General features: G+C 65.9%; 21 protein-coding genes. 14 read left to right on the forward strand and 7 right to left on the reverse strand.

Annotation, left to right across the window (positions count from 1 at the left end; genetic code table 11):
* Positions 1-6 precede the first annotated feature (6 nt).
* The 3 genes from VJ897_RS13190 to VJ897_RS13200 are packed head-to-tail and all read left to right on the forward strand — an operon-like array spanning position 7 to position 3,729.
* Positions 7-270 (forward strand): sarcosine oxidase subunit delta, encoded by a 264-nt coding sequence (locus VJ897_RS13190; RefSeq protein WP_324056158.1) that lies wholly within the window; start codon positions 7-9, stop codon positions 268-270.
* Positions 267-3,197 carry a sarcosine oxidase subunit alpha family protein gene (locus VJ897_RS13195; RefSeq protein WP_324056159.1) on the forward strand — a complete coding sequence of 977 codons (2,931 nt, stop codon included), beginning with the start codon at positions 267-269 and terminating at the stop codon, positions 3,195-3,197. The genes VJ897_RS13190 and VJ897_RS13195 overlap by 4 nt, the downstream gene beginning before the upstream one ends.
* Positions 3,190-3,729: a sarcosine oxidase subunit gamma gene (locus VJ897_RS13200; protein ID WP_324056160.1), complete on the forward strand. Its 540-nt coding sequence runs from the start codon at positions 3,190-3,192 to the stop codon at positions 3,727-3,729. Before VJ897_RS13195 ends, VJ897_RS13200 begins: the two co-directional genes overlap by 8 nt.
* A 10-nt stretch (positions 3,730-3,739) precedes the next feature.
* On the opposite strand, the gene choV is transcribed toward VJ897_RS13200, so the two are convergent.
* The 3 genes from choV to choX form a co-directional block, all read right to left on the reverse strand.
* Positions 3,740-4,741, reverse strand: a complete 1,002-nt coding sequence (choV, locus tag VJ897_RS13205; protein WP_324056161.1) for a choline ABC transporter ATP-binding protein — start codon at positions 4,739-4,741, stop codon at positions 3,740-3,742.
* The gene (choW, locus tag VJ897_RS13210; protein ID WP_324056162.1) at positions 4,738-5,574 is read right to left on the reverse strand and encodes a choline ABC transporter permease subunit; all 837 of its coding nucleotides are present in this window, start codon (positions 5,572-5,574) and stop codon (positions 4,738-4,740) included. The genes choV and choW overlap by 4 nt, the downstream gene beginning before the upstream one ends.
* A gap of 93 nt (positions 5,575-5,667) precedes the next feature.
* Entirely contained in the window at positions 5,668-6,600 is a 933-nt protein-coding gene (gene choX, locus VJ897_RS13215) for a choline ABC transporter substrate-binding protein (RefSeq protein WP_324056163.1), read from the reverse strand.
* 93 nt (positions 6,601-6,693) lie between these two features.
* Between choX and betI the strand changes: the two genes are divergently transcribed.
* The 4 genes from betI (at position 6,694) to VJ897_RS13235 (ending at position 10,775) form a co-directional block, all read left to right on the forward strand.
* Positions 6,694-7,281, forward strand: a complete 588-nt coding sequence (gene betI / locus VJ897_RS13220) for a choline-binding transcriptional repressor BetI (RefSeq protein ID WP_324056164.1) — start codon at positions 6,694-6,696, stop codon at positions 7,279-7,281.
* Positions 7,282-7,339: 58 nt separating this feature from the next.
* A complete protein-coding gene (gene betB / locus VJ897_RS13225; RefSeq protein ID WP_324056165.1) occupies positions 7,340-8,794 on the forward strand; it encodes a betaine-aldehyde dehydrogenase in 1,455 nt (484 codons plus the stop codon).
* 12 nt (positions 8,795-8,806) lie between these two features.
* On the forward strand, positions 8,807-10,447 hold the full coding sequence (gene betA, locus VJ897_RS13230; RefSeq protein ID WP_324056166.1) for a choline dehydrogenase: 1,641 nt from the start codon (positions 8,807-8,809) through the stop codon (positions 10,445-10,447).
* Positions 10,448-10,535: 88 nt separating this feature from the next.
* Entirely contained in the window at positions 10,536-10,775 is a 240-nt protein-coding gene (locus VJ897_RS13235) for an HP1242/YdcH family protein (protein WP_324056167.1), read from the forward strand.
* 86 nt (positions 10,776-10,861) lie between these two features.
* Here VJ897_RS13235 and VJ897_RS13240 read toward each other — a convergent pair whose 3' ends face one another.
* The 3 genes from VJ897_RS13240 to VJ897_RS13250 all read right to left on the reverse strand — a co-directional run bounded on the left by VJ897_RS13240 (position 10,862) and on the right by VJ897_RS13250 (position 14,046).
* The gene (locus VJ897_RS13240; protein WP_324056168.1) at positions 10,862-11,317 is read right to left on the reverse strand and encodes an SRPBCC family protein; all 456 of its coding nucleotides are present in this window, start codon (positions 11,315-11,317) and stop codon (positions 10,862-10,864) included.
* A 57-nt stretch (positions 11,318-11,374) separates the two neighbouring features.
* Complete coding sequence (locus VJ897_RS13245) at positions 11,375-12,769, reverse strand: helix-turn-helix domain-containing protein (RefSeq protein ID WP_324056169.1); 1,395 nt, start codon at positions 12,767-12,769, stop codon at positions 11,375-11,377.
* A gap of 62 nt (positions 12,770-12,831) precedes the next feature.
* Positions 12,832-14,046, reverse strand: coding sequence for a multidrug effflux MFS transporter (locus tag VJ897_RS13250; RefSeq protein WP_324056170.1), 1,215 nt, complete (start codon positions 14,044-14,046; stop codon positions 12,832-12,834).
* 215 nt (positions 14,047-14,261) lie between these two features.
* Here VJ897_RS13250 and VJ897_RS13255 point away from each other — a divergent pair, with 215 nt between their 5' ends.
* From VJ897_RS13255 to VJ897_RS13285, 7 genes are all read left to right on the forward strand, one after another.
* On the forward strand, positions 14,262-15,794 hold the full coding sequence (locus VJ897_RS13255; RefSeq protein WP_324056171.1) for an acyl-CoA carboxylase subunit beta: 1,533 nt from the start codon (positions 14,262-14,264) through the stop codon (positions 15,792-15,794).
* An 87-nt stretch (positions 15,795-15,881) separates the two neighbouring features.
* Positions 15,882-16,256, forward strand: a complete 375-nt coding sequence (locus tag VJ897_RS13260; protein WP_324056172.1) for a DUF6497 family protein — start codon at positions 15,882-15,884, stop codon at positions 16,254-16,256.
* A 217-nt stretch (positions 16,257-16,473) separates the two neighbouring features.
* Entirely contained in the window at positions 16,474-16,626 is a 153-nt protein-coding gene (locus VJ897_RS13265) for a hypothetical protein (protein ID WP_324056173.1), read from the forward strand.
* Between the two features lie 66 nt (positions 16,627-16,692).
* Positions 16,693-17,052: a hypothetical protein gene (locus VJ897_RS13270; protein WP_324056174.1), complete on the forward strand. Its 360-nt coding sequence runs from the start codon at positions 16,693-16,695 to the stop codon at positions 17,050-17,052.
* A gap of 331 nt (positions 17,053-17,383) precedes the next feature.
* Positions 17,384-17,587 (forward strand): hypothetical protein, encoded by a 204-nt coding sequence (locus tag VJ897_RS13275; protein WP_324056175.1) that lies wholly within the window; start codon positions 17,384-17,386, stop codon positions 17,585-17,587.
* 93 nt (positions 17,588-17,680) lie between these two features.
* A complete protein-coding gene (locus VJ897_RS13280) occupies positions 17,681-19,678 on the forward strand; it encodes an acetyl-CoA carboxylase biotin carboxylase subunit (protein ID WP_324056176.1) in 1,998 nt (665 codons plus the stop codon).
* A 4-nt stretch (positions 19,679-19,682) separates the two neighbouring features.
* Positions 19,683-20,039, forward strand: a complete 357-nt coding sequence (locus VJ897_RS13285; protein WP_324056177.1) for a hypothetical protein — start codon at positions 19,683-19,685, stop codon at positions 20,037-20,039.
* Positions 20,040-20,048: 9 nt separating this feature from the next.
* On the opposite strand, the gene VJ897_RS13290 is transcribed toward VJ897_RS13285, so the two are convergent.
* Entirely contained in the window at positions 20,049-20,513 is a 465-nt protein-coding gene (locus tag VJ897_RS13290) for a DUF4174 domain-containing protein (protein WP_324056178.1), read from the reverse strand.
* Between the last annotated feature and the right edge of the window lie 130 nt (positions 20,514-20,643).

A 20,643-nucleotide genomic window follows, 5' to 3' on the forward strand; every position in this document is an offset into this window, starting at 1 on the left:
CAGACGATGCGTATCCCTTGCCCCCTCTGCGGGCCCCGAGACCGGCGCGAATTCACCTACCAGGGCGCGGCCGCCATGCTGGATCGTCCTGCGCCCGACGCGGGCGCCGCCGCTTGGGACGACTACCTGCACAACCGCGACAATCCCTGCGGCGAAACCCGTGACCTGTGGTTTCACGAGGCCGGCTGCGGGGCCTGGCTGGTGGTGACGCGCGACACCGCCACGCACGCGGTCATGACCGCGAAACTGGCCGAAAAGGGGGCGTCATGAGGATCGCGGGCCGCGGGCTGCACCAGGGCACCACCTCGGTGCCCTTCACTTTCGACGGGGAGCGCCTGACCGGGCGGGCGGGCGACACGCTGGCCGCCGCGCTGATCGCCAATGACAAGCGCATGGTCGCAAGGTCGTTCAAGTATCACCGCCCGCGCGGCATCCTGACCGCCGGGTCCGAAGAACCCAACGCACTGGTCACGATCGGCCACGGCCCGCAGAGCGACCCGAACGTGCGGGCCACCGTGCAAGAGCTTTACGAGGGGCTGGAGGCGCGTAGCCAGAACGCTTTCCCGTCTGTCAACTTCGACCTGATGGCGGTCAATGACCTGATGTCGCCCTTTCTTGGCGCCGGCTTCTATTACAAGACCTTCATGTGGCCGAAATCCTTCTGGGAAAAGCTCTACGAGCCCGTGATCCGCCGTGCCGCCGGGCTGGGCGCCCTGTCGGGCCTGACCAACGCGGATACCTATGAAAAGGCCTTTGCCCATTGCGACGTGCTTGTGATCGGCGCGGGGCCCGCGGGGCTAGTGGCGGCGCTGACGGCCGCCCGGGCCGGGGCGGATGTGATCCTGGCGGACGAGGATGCCCGGATGGGTGGCCGCCTGTTGGCCGAGACGGAAGAGGTGGACGGCAAGCCCGGTCATGCCTGGGCCTCCGGGATCGTCGCCGAACTGGCCGCCATGGACAATGTCCGCCTCATGCCGCGCACGGCCGTGACAGGCGCCTATGACCAGGGCACCTATGGCGCGCTGGAACGGGTGGGCCAGCATCACCCGCACCGGCCCGGAAAACCGCTGGAATGTTTCTGGCGCATCGTGGCGGGCCGCGCGATCCTGTGCGCCGGGGCCTTGGAACGGCCCGTGGCCTTCCCGAACAACGACCGCCCCGGGATCATGACGGCGGGCGCCGTGCGCGCCTACCTCAACCGCTGGGGCGTGGTGGCGGGCCGCAAGGTGGCTGTCTTCGCCAACAATGACGGGGCGCACCGCACGGCACTGGACCTGATGTCGGCTGGCGTGGATGTTTCGGCGGTGATCGACAGCCGGGTCGAGGTGCAGGCTTTTGGCGATTACAAGCTGTTCACCGGGGCGCAGGTGATCGGCACCAAGGGCCGCAAGGGGCTGGAAAGCCTGTCGATGCGACAGGGCGGCCGGACCCTGCGGATCGAGGCCGAGTGCCTTGCCGTCTCGGGCGGCTGGAATCCCTCGGTCCACCTGGCTTGCCACATGAACCGCCGCCCCGAATGGGATGCTCGGACGCTCAGTTTCCTGCCGCGCGACGGCATGGTGCCGGGGATGTCCGTCGCCGGGGCCGCGCGCGGGCAGTTTTCCACCGCCGCCTGCCTGGCCGATGGCGTCCGCGTCGCGAAGGATGTGGTGATAGAGCTGGGCCTGACACCCTCAGACACCGCCGTGCCCGACGCCGAGGATCGTCCCTATCGCATCGAGGAGCTTTGGGCGATCGAGGGCCGGGGCCGCAAGTGGCTCGACTTCCAGAACGACGTGCATGTGAAGGATGTCAGGCTCGCCGCGCAGGAAAATTTCCGCTCGGTCGAACACATGAAGCGCTACACGACCCAAGGTATGGCCACTGACCAGGGCAAGAACTCCAACGTCGCCGCGCTGGCCGTTCTGGCCGATGCGACCGGGCGCACGATCCCCGAAACCGGGACCACGACGTTCCGCCCGCCCTACACGCCCGTCTCCATCGCCGCGATGGGCGCGGGATCACAGGGCGAGGGGTTCGCCCCCAAACGCCTGACGACCAGCCATCACGCCAGCCTGGATCGCGGTGCCCCGATGATCGAGGCTGGGCTGTGGTATCGCCCCGGCTATTTTCCCAAGCCTGCGGAGCAGACCTGGCAAGAGGCCTGCAACCGCGAGGTCACGATGGTCCGCAACGCGGTTGGCATCTGCGACGTCTCCACGCTGGGCAAGATCGACATCCAGGGGCCGGATGCGGCGGCCTTCTTGGACTTCGTCTATACCAACACCTTCAGCACGCTGAAGGTGGGCCGGGTGCGCTATGGCCTGATGCTGCGCGAGGATGGTCACGTCATGGATGACGGCACCACCGCGCGGTTGGGCGAGGCGCATTTCCTGATGACCACGACCACCGCCGCCGCCGGCCTGGTCATGCGGCACCTGGAATGGGTGGCGCAGGCCTTGCGCCCTGACCTCGACGTGGTTTTCACCAGCGCGACCGAGCATTGGGCGCAGTTCGCCGTGGCCGGGCCGAAATCGCGTGCCCTGCTGGATGCCGTGGTCGATGGCGGCCTCGACCCCGAGTCATGGCCCTTCATGGCCTGCGGCGAGATCGATGTGATGGGCGTGCGCGGGCGGCTATTCCGTATCTCGTTCTCTGGTGAACATGCCTACGAGATCGCCGTGCCGGCCCGCTACGGCGCGGCGCTGTTTCGGGTGCTTCTGGCCCAGGCCGAGGTGCTGGGCGGCGGCGCCTACGGGATGGAGGCGCTCAACGTCTTGCGCATCGAGAAGGGGCATATCACCCATGCCGAGATCCACGGTCGCACCACGGCCTTCGATATCGGCTTCGAAGGCATGGTCAGCAAGAAGAAGGACTGCGTCGGCCAGCCTGCCTCGCGCCGGCCGGGCCTGCTGGAGGACAGCCGCGAACAACTGGTGGGGCTGAAACCCGTCGCTCCGGGCGCCAAGCTGACCGCCGGAGCGCACCTGTTCGAGGAACGCGCCGAGCCGGTGCGCACCAACGATCATGGCTATATAACCAGCGTTTGCCATTCGCCGACACTGGGGCACGACCTGGCGCTGGGTTTTCTTGCCAATGGCCGGGCGCGGCATGGGGAAACCGTCAAGGTTGTCGATCACCTGCGCGGGATCACGACGCTGGCACGGGTCTGCGACCCGGTCTTTTTCGACAAGGCAGGGGAGCGTTTCCGTGGCTAATCTTGTAGCTCTTTCGCCCTGTGACGGGCTTCTGCCGCAGACCATCGGCGCCGTGACCCTGACAGAGGTCAATCTTGGTCAGATCACCGCCATCCTGCCATTCAAGGGCCAGAAAAAGGCCGTCAGCGATGCCTTGAAATCGGCGCTTGGCGTGGGCTTTCCGGCACCCGGGTGCAGCCAGGCCAAGGGGCGCGCGCGTGCGGTCTGGGTCGGAAAGGGCGAGGCGCTGCTCACGGGGGTTGATTGCCCCGCGATCCAGGGCGCGGCCTGCGTGGATCAATCCGACGCGTGGTGCACGGTCGAGATCGCGGGCAAATCGGTGGAGGACGTGCTGGCGCGGCTGGTCCCTGTGGACTTGCGTGCGGCCACATTCAAACGCGGCCACACGGCGAAGACGCTGCTGGGGCAGATGACCGCCAGCGTGTCTCGCACGGGTGATGATGCCTTCGAGATCATGGTGTTCCGGTCGATGGCCGAAACACTTGTCGAAGAGCTGACCCGCGCCGCAAGTGGCCTGGCCGCCCGCCACTGAGGCGTGTCGATCAGCCGATGCGCGCCAGCACCGAGGCTTGCGTGACCTTGCCGATGGGCTGTCCAGCCTCGGTCACGGTCAGGCTGGGCGTGTCCTGCAAGCGGTCGATCAGGTCCGCCAGCGGCGCCTCGGCATCCACCTCTGGCCCCTCGGCCCCGTCGATCATCACGTCCCGCGCCCGCAGCACGCCCAGCGGGTTCATGTTGGCCACGAAATCGGCCACGTAGTCATTGGCCGGGCTGGAGAAGATCTCGCGCGGGGTGCCGCATTGCACGATGCGCCCACCCTCCATGATGGCGATCCGGTTTCCGATCTTGAAAGCCTCGTCCAGGTCGTGGCTGACGAAGATGATGGTCTTGCCCAGCCGCTTCTGCAGGTCCAGCAGTTCGTCCTGCAACCGGGTCCGGATCAGCGGGTCGAGCGCGGAGAAAGGTTCGTCCATCAGCAACAGTGGCGCGTCCGTGGCAAAGGCGCGGGCCAGGCCGACTCGCTGCTGCATCCCGCCCGACAGCTCGCCGACCAGCGCATCCGCGCGATCCGCAAGTCCGACCAGTGCCAGTTGCGCCGCGACCTTCTCGTGGCGTTCGGCCTTTTCCATGCCGTCCAGTTCCAGCCCGAACCCGACGTTGTCGCGCACGCTGCGCCATGGCAGCAGGCCGAATTGCTGAAAGACCATGGCGATCCGCTTGCGGCGCAGGCGCCGCAGGGTGGCGGTGTCGGCACGGGTCACGCTGACCTTTTCGCCGCCATCTTCGACCCGCACTTCGCCGCGCACGACCGGGTTCAGCCCGTTGACGGCCCGTAGCAGGGTGGACTTGCCTGATCCGGACAGGCCCATCAACACGAGGATTTCGCCCTCTTCCACGTCGATGGAACAGTCATGCACCCCCAGGACCTGGCCCGTCTCGGTCTGGATCTCGGCACGCTCCTTGCCACTGTCCATAAGGGGCAATGCGCTTTCGGGCTTCCCGCCGAAGACGATCGAGACCCTGTCGAATTCCACCGCGCTCATTTCCGGTCCACCCTCAGCATCCTGTCAAGTATGATGGCCACGATCACGATCACGAGGCCGCTTTCGAACCCCTTGGCCGTGTCCACCGTGTTAAGTGCCCGCACCACCGGCACGCCGAGGCCGTCGGCGCCGACAAGGGCGGCGATGACGACCATGGACAGCGACAGCATGATGGTCTGGTTCAGGCCGGTCATGATCTGCGGCAGGGCCGAGGGCAGCTCGACCTTCCACAATTTCTGCCGTGGCGTCGCGCCGAAGGCATCGGCGGCTTCCAGCAGCGCCAGAGGGGTCGAGGCGATGCCAAGCTGCGTCAGCCGGATCGGCGCCGGGATCACGAAGATCACCGTGGCGATCAGGCCGGGCACCATGCCGATCCCGAAAAAGACGATGGCCGGGATCAGGTAGACGAAGGTCGGCAGGGTCTGCATCAGGTCCAGCACCGGCCGCATCCAGGCGTAAAGGCGCGGGCGATGGGCCGCCGCGATCCCGATGGGCACGCCTATGGCCATGCAGACCACGCAGGCCGACAGGACCAGCGTCAGGCTCTCGGTGGTTTCCTCCCAGTAGTCCTGGTTGATGATGAAAAGGAACCCCACCGCCACGAAGAGGCAGATCTTCCAGTTGCGTTGCAACACCCATGTCAGCGCCACGAAACAGGCGATGATGATCAACGGATGCGGGCTTTGCAGCACCCAAAGGATGCCGTCGATCAGGTTCTCCATCGCGATGGCAAGGCCATCGAAAAAAACCTGGCCCGTGGTTTCGAGCCAGTCGAACCCGGCCTCGGCCCAATCGCCGATGGGCACCTTCTTGTCGGTCAGCCAGTTGAGCATCGGCCTCCATTCCGCCGCTGTCGGACAGGGCGTCGCGTTGTCTTGTCCCTTGAAGGAAGGCGGGCCACCCCGGACGGGGCGGCCCGTGGTGGATTACATGCCCAGCGCGGCCGAGACGGCCTCGGCGGCATCGCCGCCGTCACTGGTTGTTACACCGTCGAGCCAGCCCATGACGACATCGGGATTGCCCGACATCCAGGCCGTGGCGGCCTCGGTCGGGTCCGTTCCGTCATTGAGGATCGCGCCCATGATCTCGTTTTCCATGGCCAGCGTGAATTCAAGATTGTTCAGGAACGCCCCGAGGTTCGGGCAGGTCTCGGCATAGCCGGCGGTGGTGTTGGTATAGACCGTCGCGCCGCCCAGGTTGGGGCCGAACCAGTCGTCGCCGCCCTCCAGGTAGGTCATCTCGTAGTTGGCGTTCATCGGATGGGGCTCCCAGCCGAGGAACACCACAGGTTCGTCACGCTCGCTCGCGCGGCCGACCTGGGCCAGCATCCCCGCCTCGGAGCTTTCAACGACCTCGAAGTCGGCCTCGCCCAGCCCGAAGGCGTTATCGGCGATCATGTCCATGATAAGCCGGTTGCCGTCGTTGCCCGGCTCGATGCCGTAGATCTCGGCATCCAGCGCGTCGGCATTGGCGGCGATCGCGTCGAAGCTGGTGATGCCCAGCGCGGCGCCCGCGGCGTTGGTGGCCAGAGTGTATTTCGCGCCTTCGAGGTTGGCGCGGATCGTGTCCACCGTGCCCGCCTCGCGGTAAGGCGCGATGTCACCCTCCATGGTGGGCATCCAGTTGCCAAGGAAAACGTCCACATCGCCCTCGGCCAGCGAGGTGTAGGTCACCGGAACCGAAAGCACCTTGGTGTCGGTTTCATAGCCCAGCGCCTCGAGCACCGCGGTCGTCGCGGCGGTTGTGGCGGTGATGTCCGTCCAGCCCACGTCCGAGAAGGTGACGGTTTCGCAGTCGGCCTGTGCGGTTGTGGCTGCCGTCGCGGCGCAGATGGCGAGAACGGAAAGCGAGGATTTCATGTAAGTCTCCCTGAGTTGGTTTCGTGCTTTCTTGATTGACGAGTCAATAAAGAACAAACTAGCCTGTGCAGTGCAAGTCGTTTCGAGGACAAGATGCCAAAGCTTGGGGCAGAGCCTATACGCAGAGAGGCGCTGGTAAAAGCCACCATCGCCGAGATCGGGGCCAGCGGCAGCTTGGACGTGACCGTGTCGCGCATTGCGCGGCGGGCGGGCATGTCCAGCGCACTGGCGCATCACTATTTCGGTGGCAAGGAGGATATCTTCCTGGCGGCCATGCGCCATACGCTGACGGTCTACGGGGCCGAGGTGCGCGGCGCGCTGGTCATGGCCGCGGACCCGCGCGAAAGGCTTGAGGCGATCGTGCGGGCCAGCTTCACCACATCGAATTTCCGCAAGGAAACCGTCGCCTGCTGGCTGAATTTCTATGTACTTGCGCAGAAAAATGAAAGTGCTGGGCGGCTCCTGACAATCTATCGGCGGCGGTTGAGGTCGAATCTGCTGCATGATCTGCGCCCCCTCGTGGGCGTGGCTGCTCCGGCCGTGGCCGAACGTCTCGCGGCGCTCATCGACGGGCTCTACCTGAGGGTGGGGCTGCGCGATGATGCGGACCTCGCCGCCGAGGCGACCGCACTGGCCCTGGGCCAGATCGAGACCGAACTGAAAACCGCTGTCGAGTCCTGAGGACGCGGCGGCCTGACGAGTCACAGGCAGAATCAATTCCGCCCGAAAGGAGATCGAGATGATCGACCCGCAACCAAAGGGCAGCCATTTCATCGATGGCACCCATGTCGAGGATGGCAACGGCGCCGAGATCCCGGTGTTTTACCCGGCCAGCGGCGCACGCATCGCGACCGTTTACGCGGCCACCGATGCGGTGGTCGAACAGGCGCTGGCCTCGGCGACCCGTGCCCAGGCGGAGTGGGCCGCCCTGAGCGGCACCGAGCGCGGCCGGGTCCTGCGCCGCGCCGCCGACATCATGCGCGATCGCAACCGCGACCTGTCGGAACTGGAAACCCGCGACACCGGCAAGCCGTTGCAGGAAACGCTTGTCGCCGATGCCACCAGCGGGGCCGATGCGCTGGAATATTTCGGCGGTCTGACGGGCAGCTTGACCGGTGACCATATCCCGCTGGGCGCGGATTTCGCCTATACCCGGCGTGAACCGCTGGGGGTCTGTGTCGGTTTGGGCGCCTGGAACTATCCCACGCAGATCGCCTGTTGGAAGGCCGCTCCGGCGCTGGCGTGCGGCAACGCGATGATCTTCAAGCCCTCCGAAACCACGCCCCTGTCGGCACTGCAGGTGGCCGAGATCCTGCACGAGGCGGGCCTGCCGCCGGGTGTGTTCAATGTCGTCCAGGGCCGCGCAAGGGTCGGCTCGCTGCTGGTCAACGACGCGCGGGTGGCCAAGGTTTCGCTGACCGGGTCGGTGCCCACGGGGCGCAAGGTCTACGCCATGGCGGCGGTGGGCATGAAGCACGTCACAATGGAACTGGGCGGCAAGTCGCCGCTGGTGATCTTTGACGATGCCGACCTTGAAAACGCTGTCAGCGGCGCGATCATGGCCAATTTCTATTCATCGGGGCAGATCTGTTCCAACGGCACGCGGGTCTTCGTGCAAAAGGGCATCAAGGAGGCCTTCCTCAAGCGCCTGTCCGAACGGCTGGAGGGCGTGAAGATGGGCGACCCGCTGGACGAGGCCGTCAACTACGGCCCATTGGTCAGCGCCGAGCAGCTTGAAATCGTCGAGGGCTACATCGCGAAAGGGATCGAGGAAGGCGCACGGCTGGTCTGCGGCGGCAAGAGGGTCGAGCGTGAAGGTTATTACCTGGAACCCACCGTTTTTGCCGATGTCACCGACGACATGACCATCGCGCGCGAGGAGATTTTTGGCCCGGTCCTGTCGCTGCTTGAGTTCGAGACCGAGGACGAGGCCCTGGCCCGAGCGAATGACACCGAATTCGGCCTGTCGGCCGGGGTCTTCACCCGCGACCTGGCCCGTGCACACCGCATGATCGCCGGGTTCGAGGCAGGGACCTGCTACATCAACAGCTACAACGATGCGCCCGTCGAGGCCCCCTTCGGCGGCACCAAGATGTCCGGCCTGGGCCGCGAGAACGCCCGCGACGCGATCGAGCACTACAGCCAGAAGAAGTCCGTCTACGTCCGCATGGGCGATGTCGAGGCCCCGTTCTAGGAAAGAGACCCAATGCAGGCTGACTACGTGATCGTCGGGGCCGGCTCGGCGGGCTGTGCCATGGCCTATCGGCTGGCCGAGGCCGGGAAATCCGTGCTGGTTATCGAATACGGCGGCTCGGATGCCGGACCCTTCATCAACATGCCCGGCGCGCTGTCCTACCCGATGAACATGCGCCGCTACGACTGGGGCTACCGGACCGAGCCCGAACCGCACCTTGGCGGGCGGCGGCTGGCCTGTCCGCGCGGCAAGGTGATCGGCGGGTCCTCGTCCATCAACGGCATGATCTACGTTCGCGGCCATGCCCATGACTTCGATCATTGGGCCGACAGCGGTGCCGAGGGCTGGGGCTTTGCCGATGTGCTGCCCTATTTCCGGCGCATGGAAGACTGGCACGACGGCGGGCGCGGAGGTGACGCAGCCTGGCGGGGGCGGGGCGGGCCGGTTCATGTCACGCGCGGGGCCGGGAAAAATCCGCTGGTGCAGGCCTTCATCGAGGCGGGCGCGCAGGCGGGCTATGAGCGGACCGGCGACTACAACGGCGAAAAGCAGGAGGGCTTCGGCCCCTTCGAGGCGACGATCTGGCAGGGCCGGCGCTGGTCCGCCGCCTCGGCTTATCTGGGGCCGGCCCGTGCGACCGGGCACTGCGACGTGGTCACGGGGCTGGCGGCGAAACTGGTGATCGAGGGGGGCCGCGCGACAGGCGTGGAATTGGCGGATGGGCGCATCCTGTCTGCCCGGGCCGAGGTGATCGTCGCCGCCTCTGCGATCAATTCGCCCAAGCTCTTGATGTTGTCGGGGATCGGCCCGGCCGCCCACCTGGCCGATCACGGGATCAGTCTTGTGGTCGATCGACCCGGCGTCGGGCAGAACCTGCAGGATCACCTGGAGCTTTACGTGCAGATGTCTGCCAGGGGCCGCGCGAGCCTTTACAAGTACTGGAACCTGCTGGGCAAGGCCTGGGTCGGGGCGCAATGGCTGTTTGGCAGGCGCGGTCCGGGGGCCAGCAACCAGTTCGAAAGCTGCGGGTTCATTCGCAGCCGGGCGGGCATCGCCTATCCCGACATTCAGTTCCATTTCCTGCCGCTGGCCGTGCGCTACGACGGCAAGGGCGCGCGCGAAGGGTTTCAGGCCCATGTCGGGCCGATGCGGTCGAAATCGCGCGGGGCTGTCACGCTTCGATCAAGCGATCCCGAAGCGGACCCGTGCATCCGGTTCAACTACATGTCCCACCCCGATGACTGGGACGAGTTCCGAACCTGCATTCGCCTGACCCGCGAAATCCTCGGTCAGGCGGCTTTTGACAAGTGGCGGGGCGAGGAACTGGTGCCGGGGCCGCAGTCGCAGGGCGACGCGGCCCTTGACGCCGCGATCCGCGACCATGCCGAAAGCGCCTATCATCCTTGCGGGACCTGTCGGATGGGCCGGGCCGATGATCCCGATGCCGTGGTCGATCCGCAGGGCCGGGTGATCGGGGTCGAGGGGCTGCGCGTTGCTGACAGCTCTATCTTTCCGCGCATCACCAACGGCAACCTGAACGCCCCCTCGATCATGGTTGGCGAGAAGATTGCCGACCATGTCCTGGGTCGCCGGCTGCCGCCGGCGAATGACCGGCCCTGGGTGCATCCGCACTGGCGGCACGCGCAAAGATAGGCGGCCCCCTTTGATCCCTGTCAAAGTGAGCGGGCGCCACACCCTCTAGCTTCGATCCCTGAAGACGCGAACAGACAAAGGAAAAGACATGTCGCATACCCCTCACGAGCTGGCCGAGGAATTTCCGGACCACGCCGAAACGATCCACAGGCTCAAGGTCGAGGACGCGCATTTCGCAAAGCTCTTTGACGAGTATCACGCGGTCAACCGCGCGGTGCATCGGGCCGAGACGGACGTGGAACCGACCGACGACCTGCACATGGCCGATCTGCGCAAGCAACGCCTGGCCCTGAAGGATGAAATCTGGAGCGAGCTTCAGAAAGCCTGACAGGGACGGACCGGGGGCCGCACGCCGCGGCCCCTCGAACCTTGCCTTCTGACCGGCCCCCTGTCCGGTCTTGCCAGGCGAAGGGGTCAGGCGTCCTCGCCCGGCCCCTCGACCTGCGCCTTGAAGTTCTCGAAGAACGAATCCGCCATCTTGCGGGCAAAGCCGCCCACGACGCGGCTGCCCAGTTGTGCCAGCTTGCCGCCGACCTTGGCCTCGACCGCGTACGTCAGTTCGGTGCCCTCGGCGACCGGTGCCAGTGACACCTCGGCCGACCCCTTGGCAAAGCCCGCGACACCGCCCTTGCCCTCGCCGACCAGGGTATAGCTTTCCGGCGCGTTGACGTTTTCCAGCGTGACATGGCCCTTGAAGGTGGCCTGGACCGGGCCGACCTTCTGCTTGACCACGGCGTCGAACCCCTCTTCCGGGGTGCCCGTCAGTTCCTGGCAGCCGGGGATGCAGGCCTTGAGCGTCTCGGCATCGTTGAGATGCGTCCAGACCGCGTCCCGGTCCGCCGCGATGACCTGTTTTCCGCTCAATTCCATGACGCGTTCCTCCCTGCCCTTGGCTTCGTCAGTAGTGTCCCGAAACGCCCGCCTGCGTCAATCGACCTGGTAGGGCAGCATCCCGCGATAGTTCGGGTCGACGCGCAACTGGCGTTCCAGAGGCGGGACCGAGCGTTGCGGACAATTGCGCCGTTCGCAGATGCGGCAGGAAATGCCGATGGGTTCGAAGGCGTCGCCGTGGTCGGTGGGCATGCCGTCGGCATAGGTCAGGGCGCCCGCGTGCTTGACCTCGCAGCCCAGGCCGATGGCAAAGCGCCGGGTCGGGATGCCCCAGGCGCCACCGGGCTTGCTGACATCGCGGGCCAGGCAGAAATAGCGGACGCCGTCGGGGGTTTCGGCCAATTGCCGCAGCCAGCGGCCGGGTGTCTCGAAGGCGCGATGGACGTTCCACAGCGGGCAGGCCCCGCCGAACCGGGCGAATTGCAGGGTCGTGGCCGAATGGCGCTTGGTGATCGTTCCGGCCTGGTCCACGCGCACGAAGAAGAAGGGAATGCCCTTGGCGCCGGGCCGTTGCAGCGTGGACAGCCGGTGCGCGACCTGTTCCAGCGAGGCGCCGAAGCGGTCGGCCAGGCGCTCCAGATCGTGGCGCGTCTCCTGTGCGGTTTCCAGGAAAGCGCGATAGGGCATCAGCGCGGCCCCGGCGAAGTAGTTGGCCAGCCCGATCTTGGCAATCGACCGGGCCTGGTCGCTCTGGAAGCGGGCGAAATCGAGCGTTGCCTCCAGCAGCTTGTCCTGGTCCAGCAGGGCCAGCTGCAGGAGCATCTGGAATACCTGCGTCGCGGGTGCCGCGGTCCGTGCCAGCGTCAGCGTCCGGGTTTCCGCATCATAGCGGCGCAGCTCGGGGTCGCGGCTGCGGATCATCGTGACGCCCTGGTGCGCCAGCGCCGCCTCGACGGCGGCGGCGATGTCCGGCCCGGCGCGGCTGGCAAAGCCTTCGGCGGCCCTGTCCACCGCGTCGATGTAGTTGTCGCAGTAATGAAAGAAATCGCGCACCTCTTCCCAGGGGCTGGGTTGCAGGCGACTGTCCTCGCGACCCAAGGCCTCGTCCAGGCTGGCCAGGCGTTCGTGGGTCTGGCGATAGGCAGTGTGCAGGTCCAGGAAGGCGCGGGCCAGCGTGGGCGCGTTAGAGGCGGCCAGGCGAAGGTCCGAGGGCGGTGGTGCGGGGCCGGTGAAAACCGGGTCGGCCAGCGCCTCGCGCATGTCCGAGACCAGCCGGGCCTCGTCGCCCGATTGCAGCTCGGTCACATCGAACCCGAATTCCTGCGCCAGGGCCAGGACAACGGTGGTCGAGACCGGCCGGTTGTTGTTCTCCATCTGGTTGAGATAGGGCAGCGAGACCCCCAGTTTCTCGGCAAAGGCCTTTTGCGTCAGGCCGATGCGTCCGCGCAGTTCGCGCAGCTTGGCCCCGGCATAGAGCTTCTGGGTGGTCATGGGCGCGCCTTTGCAGATTAGCCTTGCGTCAGACTAGCCTTTGCAAATCTGGGCCGCAATGGTCAGCGCCGCAGCCTCGCGGCGCGGCGCATGACCAGCCCGATGGCCACCATGGCCATGATCGAGGTGACGAACATGACGGCTTGCAGGGGCAGGGCGCCGGTTTGCTCGGTCAGCAATGTGCCCGCCCCGGCCGAAAGCAGCGCGCCGCCGCCGATCATGATCGCCCCGCCCAGCCCGCTGGCCGTGCCGGCCAGGTGCGGTCGTACCGACAGCGACCCGGCCGTTGCATTGGGCAGCATCAAGCCGTTGCCAAGCCCCAGCACGGCGCAGAAGCCGAAAAACAGCAGCGGATGCGCGATTCCAACCAATGTGAACGCCATCGCCAGCCCCGTGCCAGCGCTGGCGATGCCCGTGCCGATCAGGATCATCCGGTCGATTCCCAGCGCGATGGAATAACGCCCTGACAGGCCGTTGCCCAGCGCATAGCCGATTGCAGGCGAGCCCAGTGCGATTCCGCTCCAGAAGGGTGACAGTCCGAAGACCTCGCCGGCCACGAAAGAGGCCCCGCCAAGCAACGCGAAGAAGGCGCCCGAGCCAAAGGCGGCACAGGCCACGTAGCCCCAGAACCGCGGCGACGTCAAAAGCTCGGGATAGGTGCGCATCTGGGCGCGGAAATCCATGCCCGACCCGGCCACGGTCTCGCCCAAGTCGACGTAGGCCAGCGCCAGCACGCCCAGCCCCGCCAGCGCCAGGAACACGAAGGAGGCGTGCCAGTCAAAGGCCTGGTCCAGCGCCCCGCCGATGGCCGGGCCGATCATCGGCACCAGTGCCATGCCCATGGTGACATAGCCGATCTTCGAGGCGGCCTGGTCATCTGGCACCATGTCGCGCACGATGGCGCGTGACAGGACTATGGTCGTCACCACCGCCGCCTGCACCAGGCGGAAGGCCAGGAAAACCGTGACAGTGGGGGCCATCATGGCGCCGAGGGTGGCCAGCACGAAGACCGACAACGCCCCCAGCACCATGGGGCGGCGCCCGAACCGGTCCGCCAGCGGGCCGACGAAGACCTGAAGTATGGCGGTGGCCGCAAGGTAGCCCGAGACGGCCAGCTGCATCGTGGCGTAATCCGTGCTGAAATAAACCGTCATGCCGTTCAGTGACGGCACGAAGATCGACATGTTCAGCGCGGCGATACCGGCGAGCAGGATCAACGTGACAAGGTGGGGCGCGGTCCGGCGATCAAGAAACCGGACGGTCGGATGCGTGGTCATGACGCGGAGCTAGGCCGTTTCTCCGTGGCTGTCCATGCACAGCGCGGCGGCCATTCGCGCACAGGCGCGCAAGCCGCCGGAGGCGGCACCCTGGTTCGCAGGTTTGCGGAATATCATGATGGCAAATCATGACATTTGCAAATTTGCCAATCGGGACTCGGGTTTTGACGCGCGCCCGGGTAGAAGGGGCGCAATCAAGGCGAGGGACAACACGCATGACCGACATTCTCCAGCAACTGGAAGACCGCCGCGAGGCCGCCCGCCTGGGTGGCGGGGCGCGCCGCATCGACGCCCAGCACGCCAAGGGCAAGCTGACCGCCCGCGAACGGATCGAACTGCTGCTCGACGAGGACAGCTTCGAGGAATACGACATGTTCGTCGCCCATCGCTGTATCGACTTCGGCATGCAGGACAATCGCCCCTATGGCGATGGCGTGGTCACCGGCTGGGGCACGATCAACGGCCGCCAGGTCTACGTATTCAGCCAGGATTTCACCGTCCTTGGCGGCTCGGTCAGCGCGACCCATGCCCAGAAGATCTGCAAGATCATGGACATGGCCATGCAGAATGGCGCGCCGGTGATCGGCATCAACGACTCGGGCGGCGCGCGTATCCAGGAGGGCGTGGACAGCCTTGCCGGCTATGGCGAGGTGTTCCAGCGGAATATCGAGGCCTCGGGCGTGGTGCCGCAGATCAGCGTTATCATGGGCCCCTGCGCCGGTGGTGCGGTCTATTCTCCGGCCATGACCGACTTCATCTTCATGGTGAAGGACAGCTCCTACATGTTCGTCACCGGCCCCGACGTGGTCAAGACCGTCACCAACGAGCACGTGACGGCCGAGGAACTCGGCGGCGCGAGCACCCATACCAAGAAGTCGAGCGTCGCCGACGCGGCCTTCGAAAACGACGTGGAGGCCCTGGCCGAGGTTCGCCGCCTCGTCGATTTCCTGCCGCTCAACAACCAGCAGAAGCCGCCGGTGCGCCCCTTCTTCGACGACGTGGACCGCATCGAGGACAGCCTCGATACACTGGTGCCGGAAAACCCCAACATGCCTTATGACATGAAGGAACTGATCCACAAGATCGGCGACGAGGGCGATTTCTACGAGATCCAGGAGGATTTCGCCAAGAACATCCTCACCGGATTCATCCGGCTGGAAGGCCAGACCGTCGGGGTCGTAGCGAACCAGCCCATGGTGCTGGCCGGCTGCCTGGATATCGACAGCAGCCGCAAGGCCGCGCGCTTCGTTCGGTTCTGCGATGCCTTCGAGATTCCCTTGCTGACACTGGTCGACGTGCCCGGGTTCCTGCCGGGAACAGGCCAGGAATATCGCGGCGTCATAAAGCACGGCGCCAAGCTGCTGTTCGCCTATGGCGAGGCGACGGTGCCGAAAGTCACCGTAATCACCCGCAAGGCCTATGGCGGGGCCTACGTGGTCATGAGTTCCAAGCACCTGCGCGGGGACATCAATTATGCCTGGCCCACCTCCGAGGTTGCGGTGATGGGCGCCAAGGGCGCGACCGAGATCCTCTATCGTTCGGAACTGGGCGATCAGGAGAAGATCGCGGCCCGCGCCACGGAATACGAGGATCGCTTTGCCAATCCCTTCGTGGCCGCCGAACGTGGCTTCATCGACGAAGTGATCCAGCCCCGGTCGACCCGCAAGCGACTGTGCCGGGCCTTTGCCGGGTTGCGGGGCAAGCAGCGCAAGATGCCCTGGAAGAAGCACGACAACATCCCGCTCTGACCCGGTGTCGGCAGGGCTCTGACCCCCTTCGCAAGCGCGATTCCCGCGTGGTATTTCTGACCCCGAGAAACCAGGTACCCACCCGCCATGATCCGTCCGTTCCTGTCAGCGCTTCTTTTCGCGGCCGCCCCGGCGGTGGCCGCACAGGACCTTGCGGTGCCGTCGGGCCAGCCGCTGCAGCTGATGGAACTTCGACTGGAGGAGGCGCCCGCGCTGGCGCGCTTCCGTTTTCTGGCGCCGGAGCTGGGCGCGCGCGGCTTCGCGGCGGTGGCGGATGACTTTCGCGCGCTCTGTGACGGCTACGCGCGCCCGGCGTTGGCCGCCGAGGGACGCGCGGTGGATCGGGTGGTGATCTCGCTTTCGGAGCAAGAGGTTCCCTTCGGCGAGACCGCCCCCGGTGTCGCCCAGTTTTTCGAGGTTTTCCGACTTTCGGATGGCAGCTGCATTTGGGAGTATTTCTGATGCAACCACAATATCTTGCAGACCGACCTTCGAGTGAAGCTTCCAGTGTGTCGACGCGGCCACAGGATTTGGCCGCGGCCAGCGCCACGTATCCTTGCGGGGCCGTTTGGCGTAATTTTCCACGGGGTTGCCCCCAGGCAGCCCGACCGCAAGGGGCGGGTCCGGGCCGGCGCAAGACCGGCATGGCCCGCTTGGCAGACACAGACAGGAGACTGACATGGCAAGAAGCATCAAGGGGGCCGCGGCGTTCTGCGTCCTGGCCCTGGTGGCGGCCTGCGGTGGCAATGACGCCGGCGCGGTCGAGGAGTTCGTGGTCGTCGATCCGGCGCCCGTCACCGAAGAGCCCGGCTTCACCGGCAAGTACAAGTAGCCCGCGCGAGGGGCAGGCCTTCCCGCCTGTCCCGGTGCCGCGTCCTTTGACCACGGGGGGCGCGTGATGGAAAAGCACCGCGGGTTCCCCAGCCGCCTGCCCGGCACCGACTACCACTTCACCCTGCGCCGCCCCGCAAAGGGAACGCCGCCCGCTTTGAGGCGGCGCGAGCGTTACGCCGACCGCCGTCCTGCGGACCGCAAGGCCGACGAGGGCTTTCTCTGGGCGCTGATCGAACATTTCGGCGAAGAGCCGTTTGCGCGCGGCAACCTGGATGCCGGCCGGCTGAGCTGGCTGTTCGGGCGCGAGGTCGTGCCGGCCGAAGACCCGTTCGATCCCAAAAGCTACGACGCGTTGCTGCGGATCGACCAGCGGGCAGCACGGGCCAGTTTCCCCGACATATTCCGGCCCGGGTGGGCGCCATGATCGGCGGCTTTTGGCGCAGCAGGGCACAATCTGGGCGGGAATTGGCCGACATGCCCGCCCTCGCGCAGCATGGTGATGACGGACCACCGCGTTCGTGCAAGGGTGAGACTACGGGCAGTCCCCAACTGCCCGCATATTGTCAAGACCGTTACCCTTCCCCTCGTCGGTTCGATCGCCCCGCGATCGGACCGACACCCCTTTGCAGGGTCGTGCCGGCCGGATCGAGGCAAATCCGCTCAATCCCCGCCCGCGCGCAGATGACAGTTGTATTTCCGCGCAAAAGGTCCGATTCTGCGAGGCGCAGGACCAATCAAGAAAAGGGCAGTCCACAATGTTCAAATTCCGTCTCGTCATCGCCTGTTTGGCGGTCGCCGGCCTCTCGGCCTGTCTTGACAACGACCTCGAACGCGGTCTCGCCGGGGCAGCTGGCGGCGCCATTGTCGCCGACGCCTTCGGCGGCGATCCTGTCACCGGCGCGATCGTCGGTGGCGCCGGCGGCGCGCTTTGCGACGAATTCACGCGACAGTGCCGCTGACCTGATCGCGCCCGTCACGGGCGTCCGACCCTATCCGACCGCCGTTCCGGGTGACCCCCGGTGCGGCGGTCTTGCTTTTGAAGGACCCTGAGCATGTTCAAGAAGATCCTGATCGCCAACCGGGGCGAGATCGCCTGCCGCGTCATCAAGTCCGCCCGCCGCCTGGGGATCGCGACGGTGGCCATCTACTCGGACGCGGACAAGCACGCGCTGCATGTCCGCATGGCCGACGAGGCGGTGCATATCGGCCCGGCGCCCGCGAACCAGTCCTACATCGTGATCGAGAACGTCATGAAGGCGGTCCGCGAAACCGGGGCCGAGGCGGTGCATCCGGGCTATGGCTTCCTGTCCGAGAATTCCAAATTCGCCGCGGCGCTGGAGGCCGAGGGCGTGGCCTTCATTGGGCCGCCCAAGGGCGCGATCGAGGCCATGGGCGACAAGATCACCTCAAAGAAGATCGCGCAGGAAGCCGGTGTCAGCACCGTGCCGGGCGTCATGGGTCTGATCGAGGATGCCGAGGAGGCAGTGAAGATCAGCAACGAGATCGGATACCCGGTGATGATCAAGGCCAGCGCCGGTGGCGGCGGCAAGGGGATGCGCATCGCCTGGACCGATGACGAGGCACGCGAGGGCTTCCAGTCGTCGAAGAACGAGGCGGCAAGCTCCTTCGGGGATGACCGGATATTCATCGAGAAATTCGTCACTCAGCCGCGTCACATCGAGATCCAGGTGCTGTGCGACACGCACGGTAACGGCATCTACCTGGGTGAGCGGGAATGCTCGATCCAGCGCCGCAACCAGAAGGTCATCGAGGAGGCGCCCAGCCCCTTCCTTGACGAAGCCACCCGCAAGGCCATGGGCGAACAGGCCGTGGCCCTGGCACAGGCGGTGGATTACGCCAGCGCGGGAACGGTGGAATTCATCGTCGACGGCGACAAGAACTTCTACTTCCTGGAAATGAACACCCGGTTGCAGGTTGAACACCCGGTGACGGAACTGATCACCGGCGTGGACCTTGTGGAACAGATGATCCGTGTGGCGCAGGGCGAGGTGCTGCAATTGGCCCAGGACGACATCCGGTTGAATGGCTGGGCCATGGAAAGCCGGCTTTACGCCGAGGACCCCTATCGTGGCTTCCTGCCCTCGATTGGGCGGCTCACCCGATATCGTCCCCCCGAAGAGGTGACCGAGGCCCGGCGCGCCGTGCGCAATGACACGGGTGTCTTCGAGGGCGGCGAGATTTCCATGTATTACGATCCCATGATCGCCAAGCTGTGTACCTGGGCGCCGGATCGTGACACCGCCATCAAGGAGATGCGCATCGCGCTGGACAGTTTCGAGGTCGAGGGGATCGGTCATAACATTCCCTTCCTGGCCGCGGTCTATGACCACCCGAAATTCACCAGCGGCGAGATGACCACCGCCTTCATCGCCGAGGAATATCCCGACGGTTTCGAGGGGGTGACGCTGTCCGGGGCCGACCTGGGCCGGGTCGCGGCCGCCGCAGTTGCCATGTATCGGGTTTGCGAAATCCGCCGCGCGCGCATCTCGGGGCGCATGGGCAACCATGAACGCCAGGTCGGGCAGGACTGGGTCGTGACCCTTCAGGGCGTTGCCTTCGAGGCCCGGGTCGTGGCCGACCGTGCGGGCGCCGATGTCACGATCGGGGACAGCACCTACCGTGTCGAGGGCGACTGGACCCCGGGACAATCGCTCGCGCGGATGACGGTGGACGGCGCGCCGCTGGTGCTCAAGGCCGAGCTGATCTCGGCCGGGTTCCGCCTGCGCTATCGCGGGGCGGACCTTAGGGTGAATGTGCGCACCCCGCGCCAGGCCGAGCTGGCCGCGCTGATGCCCGAGAAGCTGCCGCCCGACACTTCGCGGATGCTGCTCTGCCCGATGCCTGGCATGATCGTCAAGGTCGATGTCGAGATCGGCCAGGAAGTGCAGGAGGGCCAGGCCCTTTGCACCGTGGAGGCCATGAAGATGGAGAACATCCTCCGCGCCGAGAAGACCGCGATCGTTGCTCAGATCAACGCCGGACCGGGCGAGAGCCTGGCGGTGGACGACGTGATCATGGAGTTCGAGTGACCCCATGACGCGCCGCGACCATATCGCGCTGGTCTACTTGCTGGCTTACGTGGCAGGCGTGGGCACCGCCTTCGGGGTGATGCGCGTGCAGGCCGGGGCGGGGCCGATCCCGCCGGGGCTGTGGCTGCTGGCCGCGCCCATGGCCGGGATGGCCGCCTTTGCCATGGTTCATGGCCTGGGGCGGGGCCGGGCGCTGCGCGTGGTCTTCTGGACATTCTCCTTGCTGGGGCTGGCGGCGCTCTGGCTGCTGGCCTTCCTGCTGATCCGGCTGGGGATGGCGCCGGTGCCGGTGCTGGGCCTTGTCGTGATCGCGTTGCTGCCTGCGGGCATGGCGCTGGCCCTGCGCGACGGGGGCCGCTGAGATGCTGCCTCAGATGCCGCGTTGCGCGTCGATTTCCTGTTGCCGCAGCGGCATCTTGTCGATGGAGCGCGAAATCTCGCGCGCGGGCCAGGGCGCCGGCTTGCGCAGTTCCACCTCGCCGTCCTTGCCCATGATGACCAGCATGAAATCCCGCGGGCGCAGTCGTTCGCGCAACGGCGACAGGGTGTCGGGATCGGTGTCGGTGATGATGACCACCTCGCGCTCGATGAGTGCGTCTGGCCGCTTGGCCAGCAACTCCAGCTGCTGGCGCAGGCGTGGGTCGTTCTCGCTGCCGGCGAAGATCACTAGCGGCCGCGCGAGCCACTCGAAATCCTTCAAATCGACCTCGCCGGCATCGAAGACCCGCATCGGGTCCTCTTGCCAGAGTTCGACCGCCGAGGGGGCCTCGGCCTCCTGCGCGAGGGCTGCCGTGGCAAAGAACCCCGCGATCACAAAAGCAAAAATCCGTGGCATCCAGTCTCCCTTCACAGGAGATATAGTCGGTCTGACCGCGAAATCGAAGGCTTTGCAGGCCACTGGCCGAAACAATTTTACCATTAAGCCTATTGTCAGAATGCCCCTTCACACAGGCCCCCGGGCCGAC

It is taken from the genome of Salibaculum sp., assembly GCF_035270045.1.
Lineage (GTDB): Bacteria > Pseudomonadota > Alphaproteobacteria > Rhodobacterales > Rhodobacteraceae > Salibaculum.

Bases quoted from the DNA above. Each gene is read 5' to 3' on its own strand.
- VJ897_RS13190 (WP_324056158.1), top strand. From the start codon at position 7: ATGCGTATCCCTTGCCCCCTCTGCGGGCCCCGAGACCGGCGCGAATTC.
- VJ897_RS13195 (WP_324056159.1), top strand. From the start codon at position 267: ATGAGGATCGCGGGCCGCGGGCTGCACCAGGGCACCACCTCGGTGCCC.
- choV (WP_324056161.1), bottom strand. From the start codon at position 4,741: ATGAGCGCGGTGGAATTCGACAGGGTCTCGATCGTCTTCGGCGGGAAG.
- choW (WP_324056162.1), bottom strand. From the start codon at position 5,574: ATGCTCAACTGGCTGACCGACAAGAAGGTGCCCATCGGCGATTGGGCC.
- choX (WP_324056163.1), bottom strand. From the start codon at position 6,600: ATGAAATCCTCGCTTTCCGTTCTCGCCATCTGCGCCGCGACGGCAGCC.
- betI (WP_324056164.1), top strand. From the start codon at position 6,694: ATGCCAAAGCTTGGGGCAGAGCCTATACGCAGAGAGGCGCTGGTAAAA.
- betB (WP_324056165.1), top strand. From the start codon at position 7,340: ATGATCGACCCGCAACCAAAGGGCAGCCATTTCATCGATGGCACCCAT.
- betA (WP_324056166.1), top strand. From the start codon at position 8,807: ATGCAGGCTGACTACGTGATCGTCGGGGCCGGCTCGGCGGGCTGTGCC.
- VJ897_RS13235 (WP_324056167.1), top strand. From the start codon at position 10,536: ATGTCGCATACCCCTCACGAGCTGGCCGAGGAATTTCCGGACCACGCC.
- VJ897_RS13240 (WP_324056168.1), bottom strand. From the start codon at position 11,317: ATGGAATTGAGCGGAAAACAGGTCATCGCGGCGGACCGGGACGCGGTC.
- VJ897_RS13245 (WP_324056169.1), bottom strand. From the start codon at position 12,769: ATGACCACCCAGAAGCTCTATGCCGGGGCCAAGCTGCGCGAACTGCGC.
- VJ897_RS13250 (WP_324056170.1), bottom strand. From the start codon at position 14,046: ATGACCACGCATCCGACCGTCCGGTTTCTTGATCGCCGGACCGCGCCC.
- VJ897_RS13255 (WP_324056171.1), top strand. From the start codon at position 14,262: ATGACCGACATTCTCCAGCAACTGGAAGACCGCCGCGAGGCCGCCCGC.
- VJ897_RS13260 (WP_324056172.1), top strand. From the start codon at position 15,882: ATGATCCGTCCGTTCCTGTCAGCGCTTCTTTTCGCGGCCGCCCCGGCG.
- VJ897_RS13265 (WP_324056173.1), top strand. From the start codon at position 16,474: ATGGCAAGAAGCATCAAGGGGGCCGCGGCGTTCTGCGTCCTGGCCCTG.
- VJ897_RS13270 (WP_324056174.1), top strand. From the start codon at position 16,693: ATGGAAAAGCACCGCGGGTTCCCCAGCCGCCTGCCCGGCACCGACTAC.
- VJ897_RS13275 (WP_324056175.1), top strand. From the start codon at position 17,384: ATGTTCAAATTCCGTCTCGTCATCGCCTGTTTGGCGGTCGCCGGCCTC.
- VJ897_RS13280 (WP_324056176.1), top strand. From the start codon at position 17,681: ATGTTCAAGAAGATCCTGATCGCCAACCGGGGCGAGATCGCCTGCCGC.
- VJ897_RS13285 (WP_324056177.1), top strand. From the start codon at position 19,683: ATGACGCGCCGCGACCATATCGCGCTGGTCTACTTGCTGGCTTACGTG.
- VJ897_RS13290 (WP_324056178.1), bottom strand. From the start codon at position 20,513: ATGCCACGGATTTTTGCTTTTGTGATCGCGGGGTTCTTTGCCACGGCA.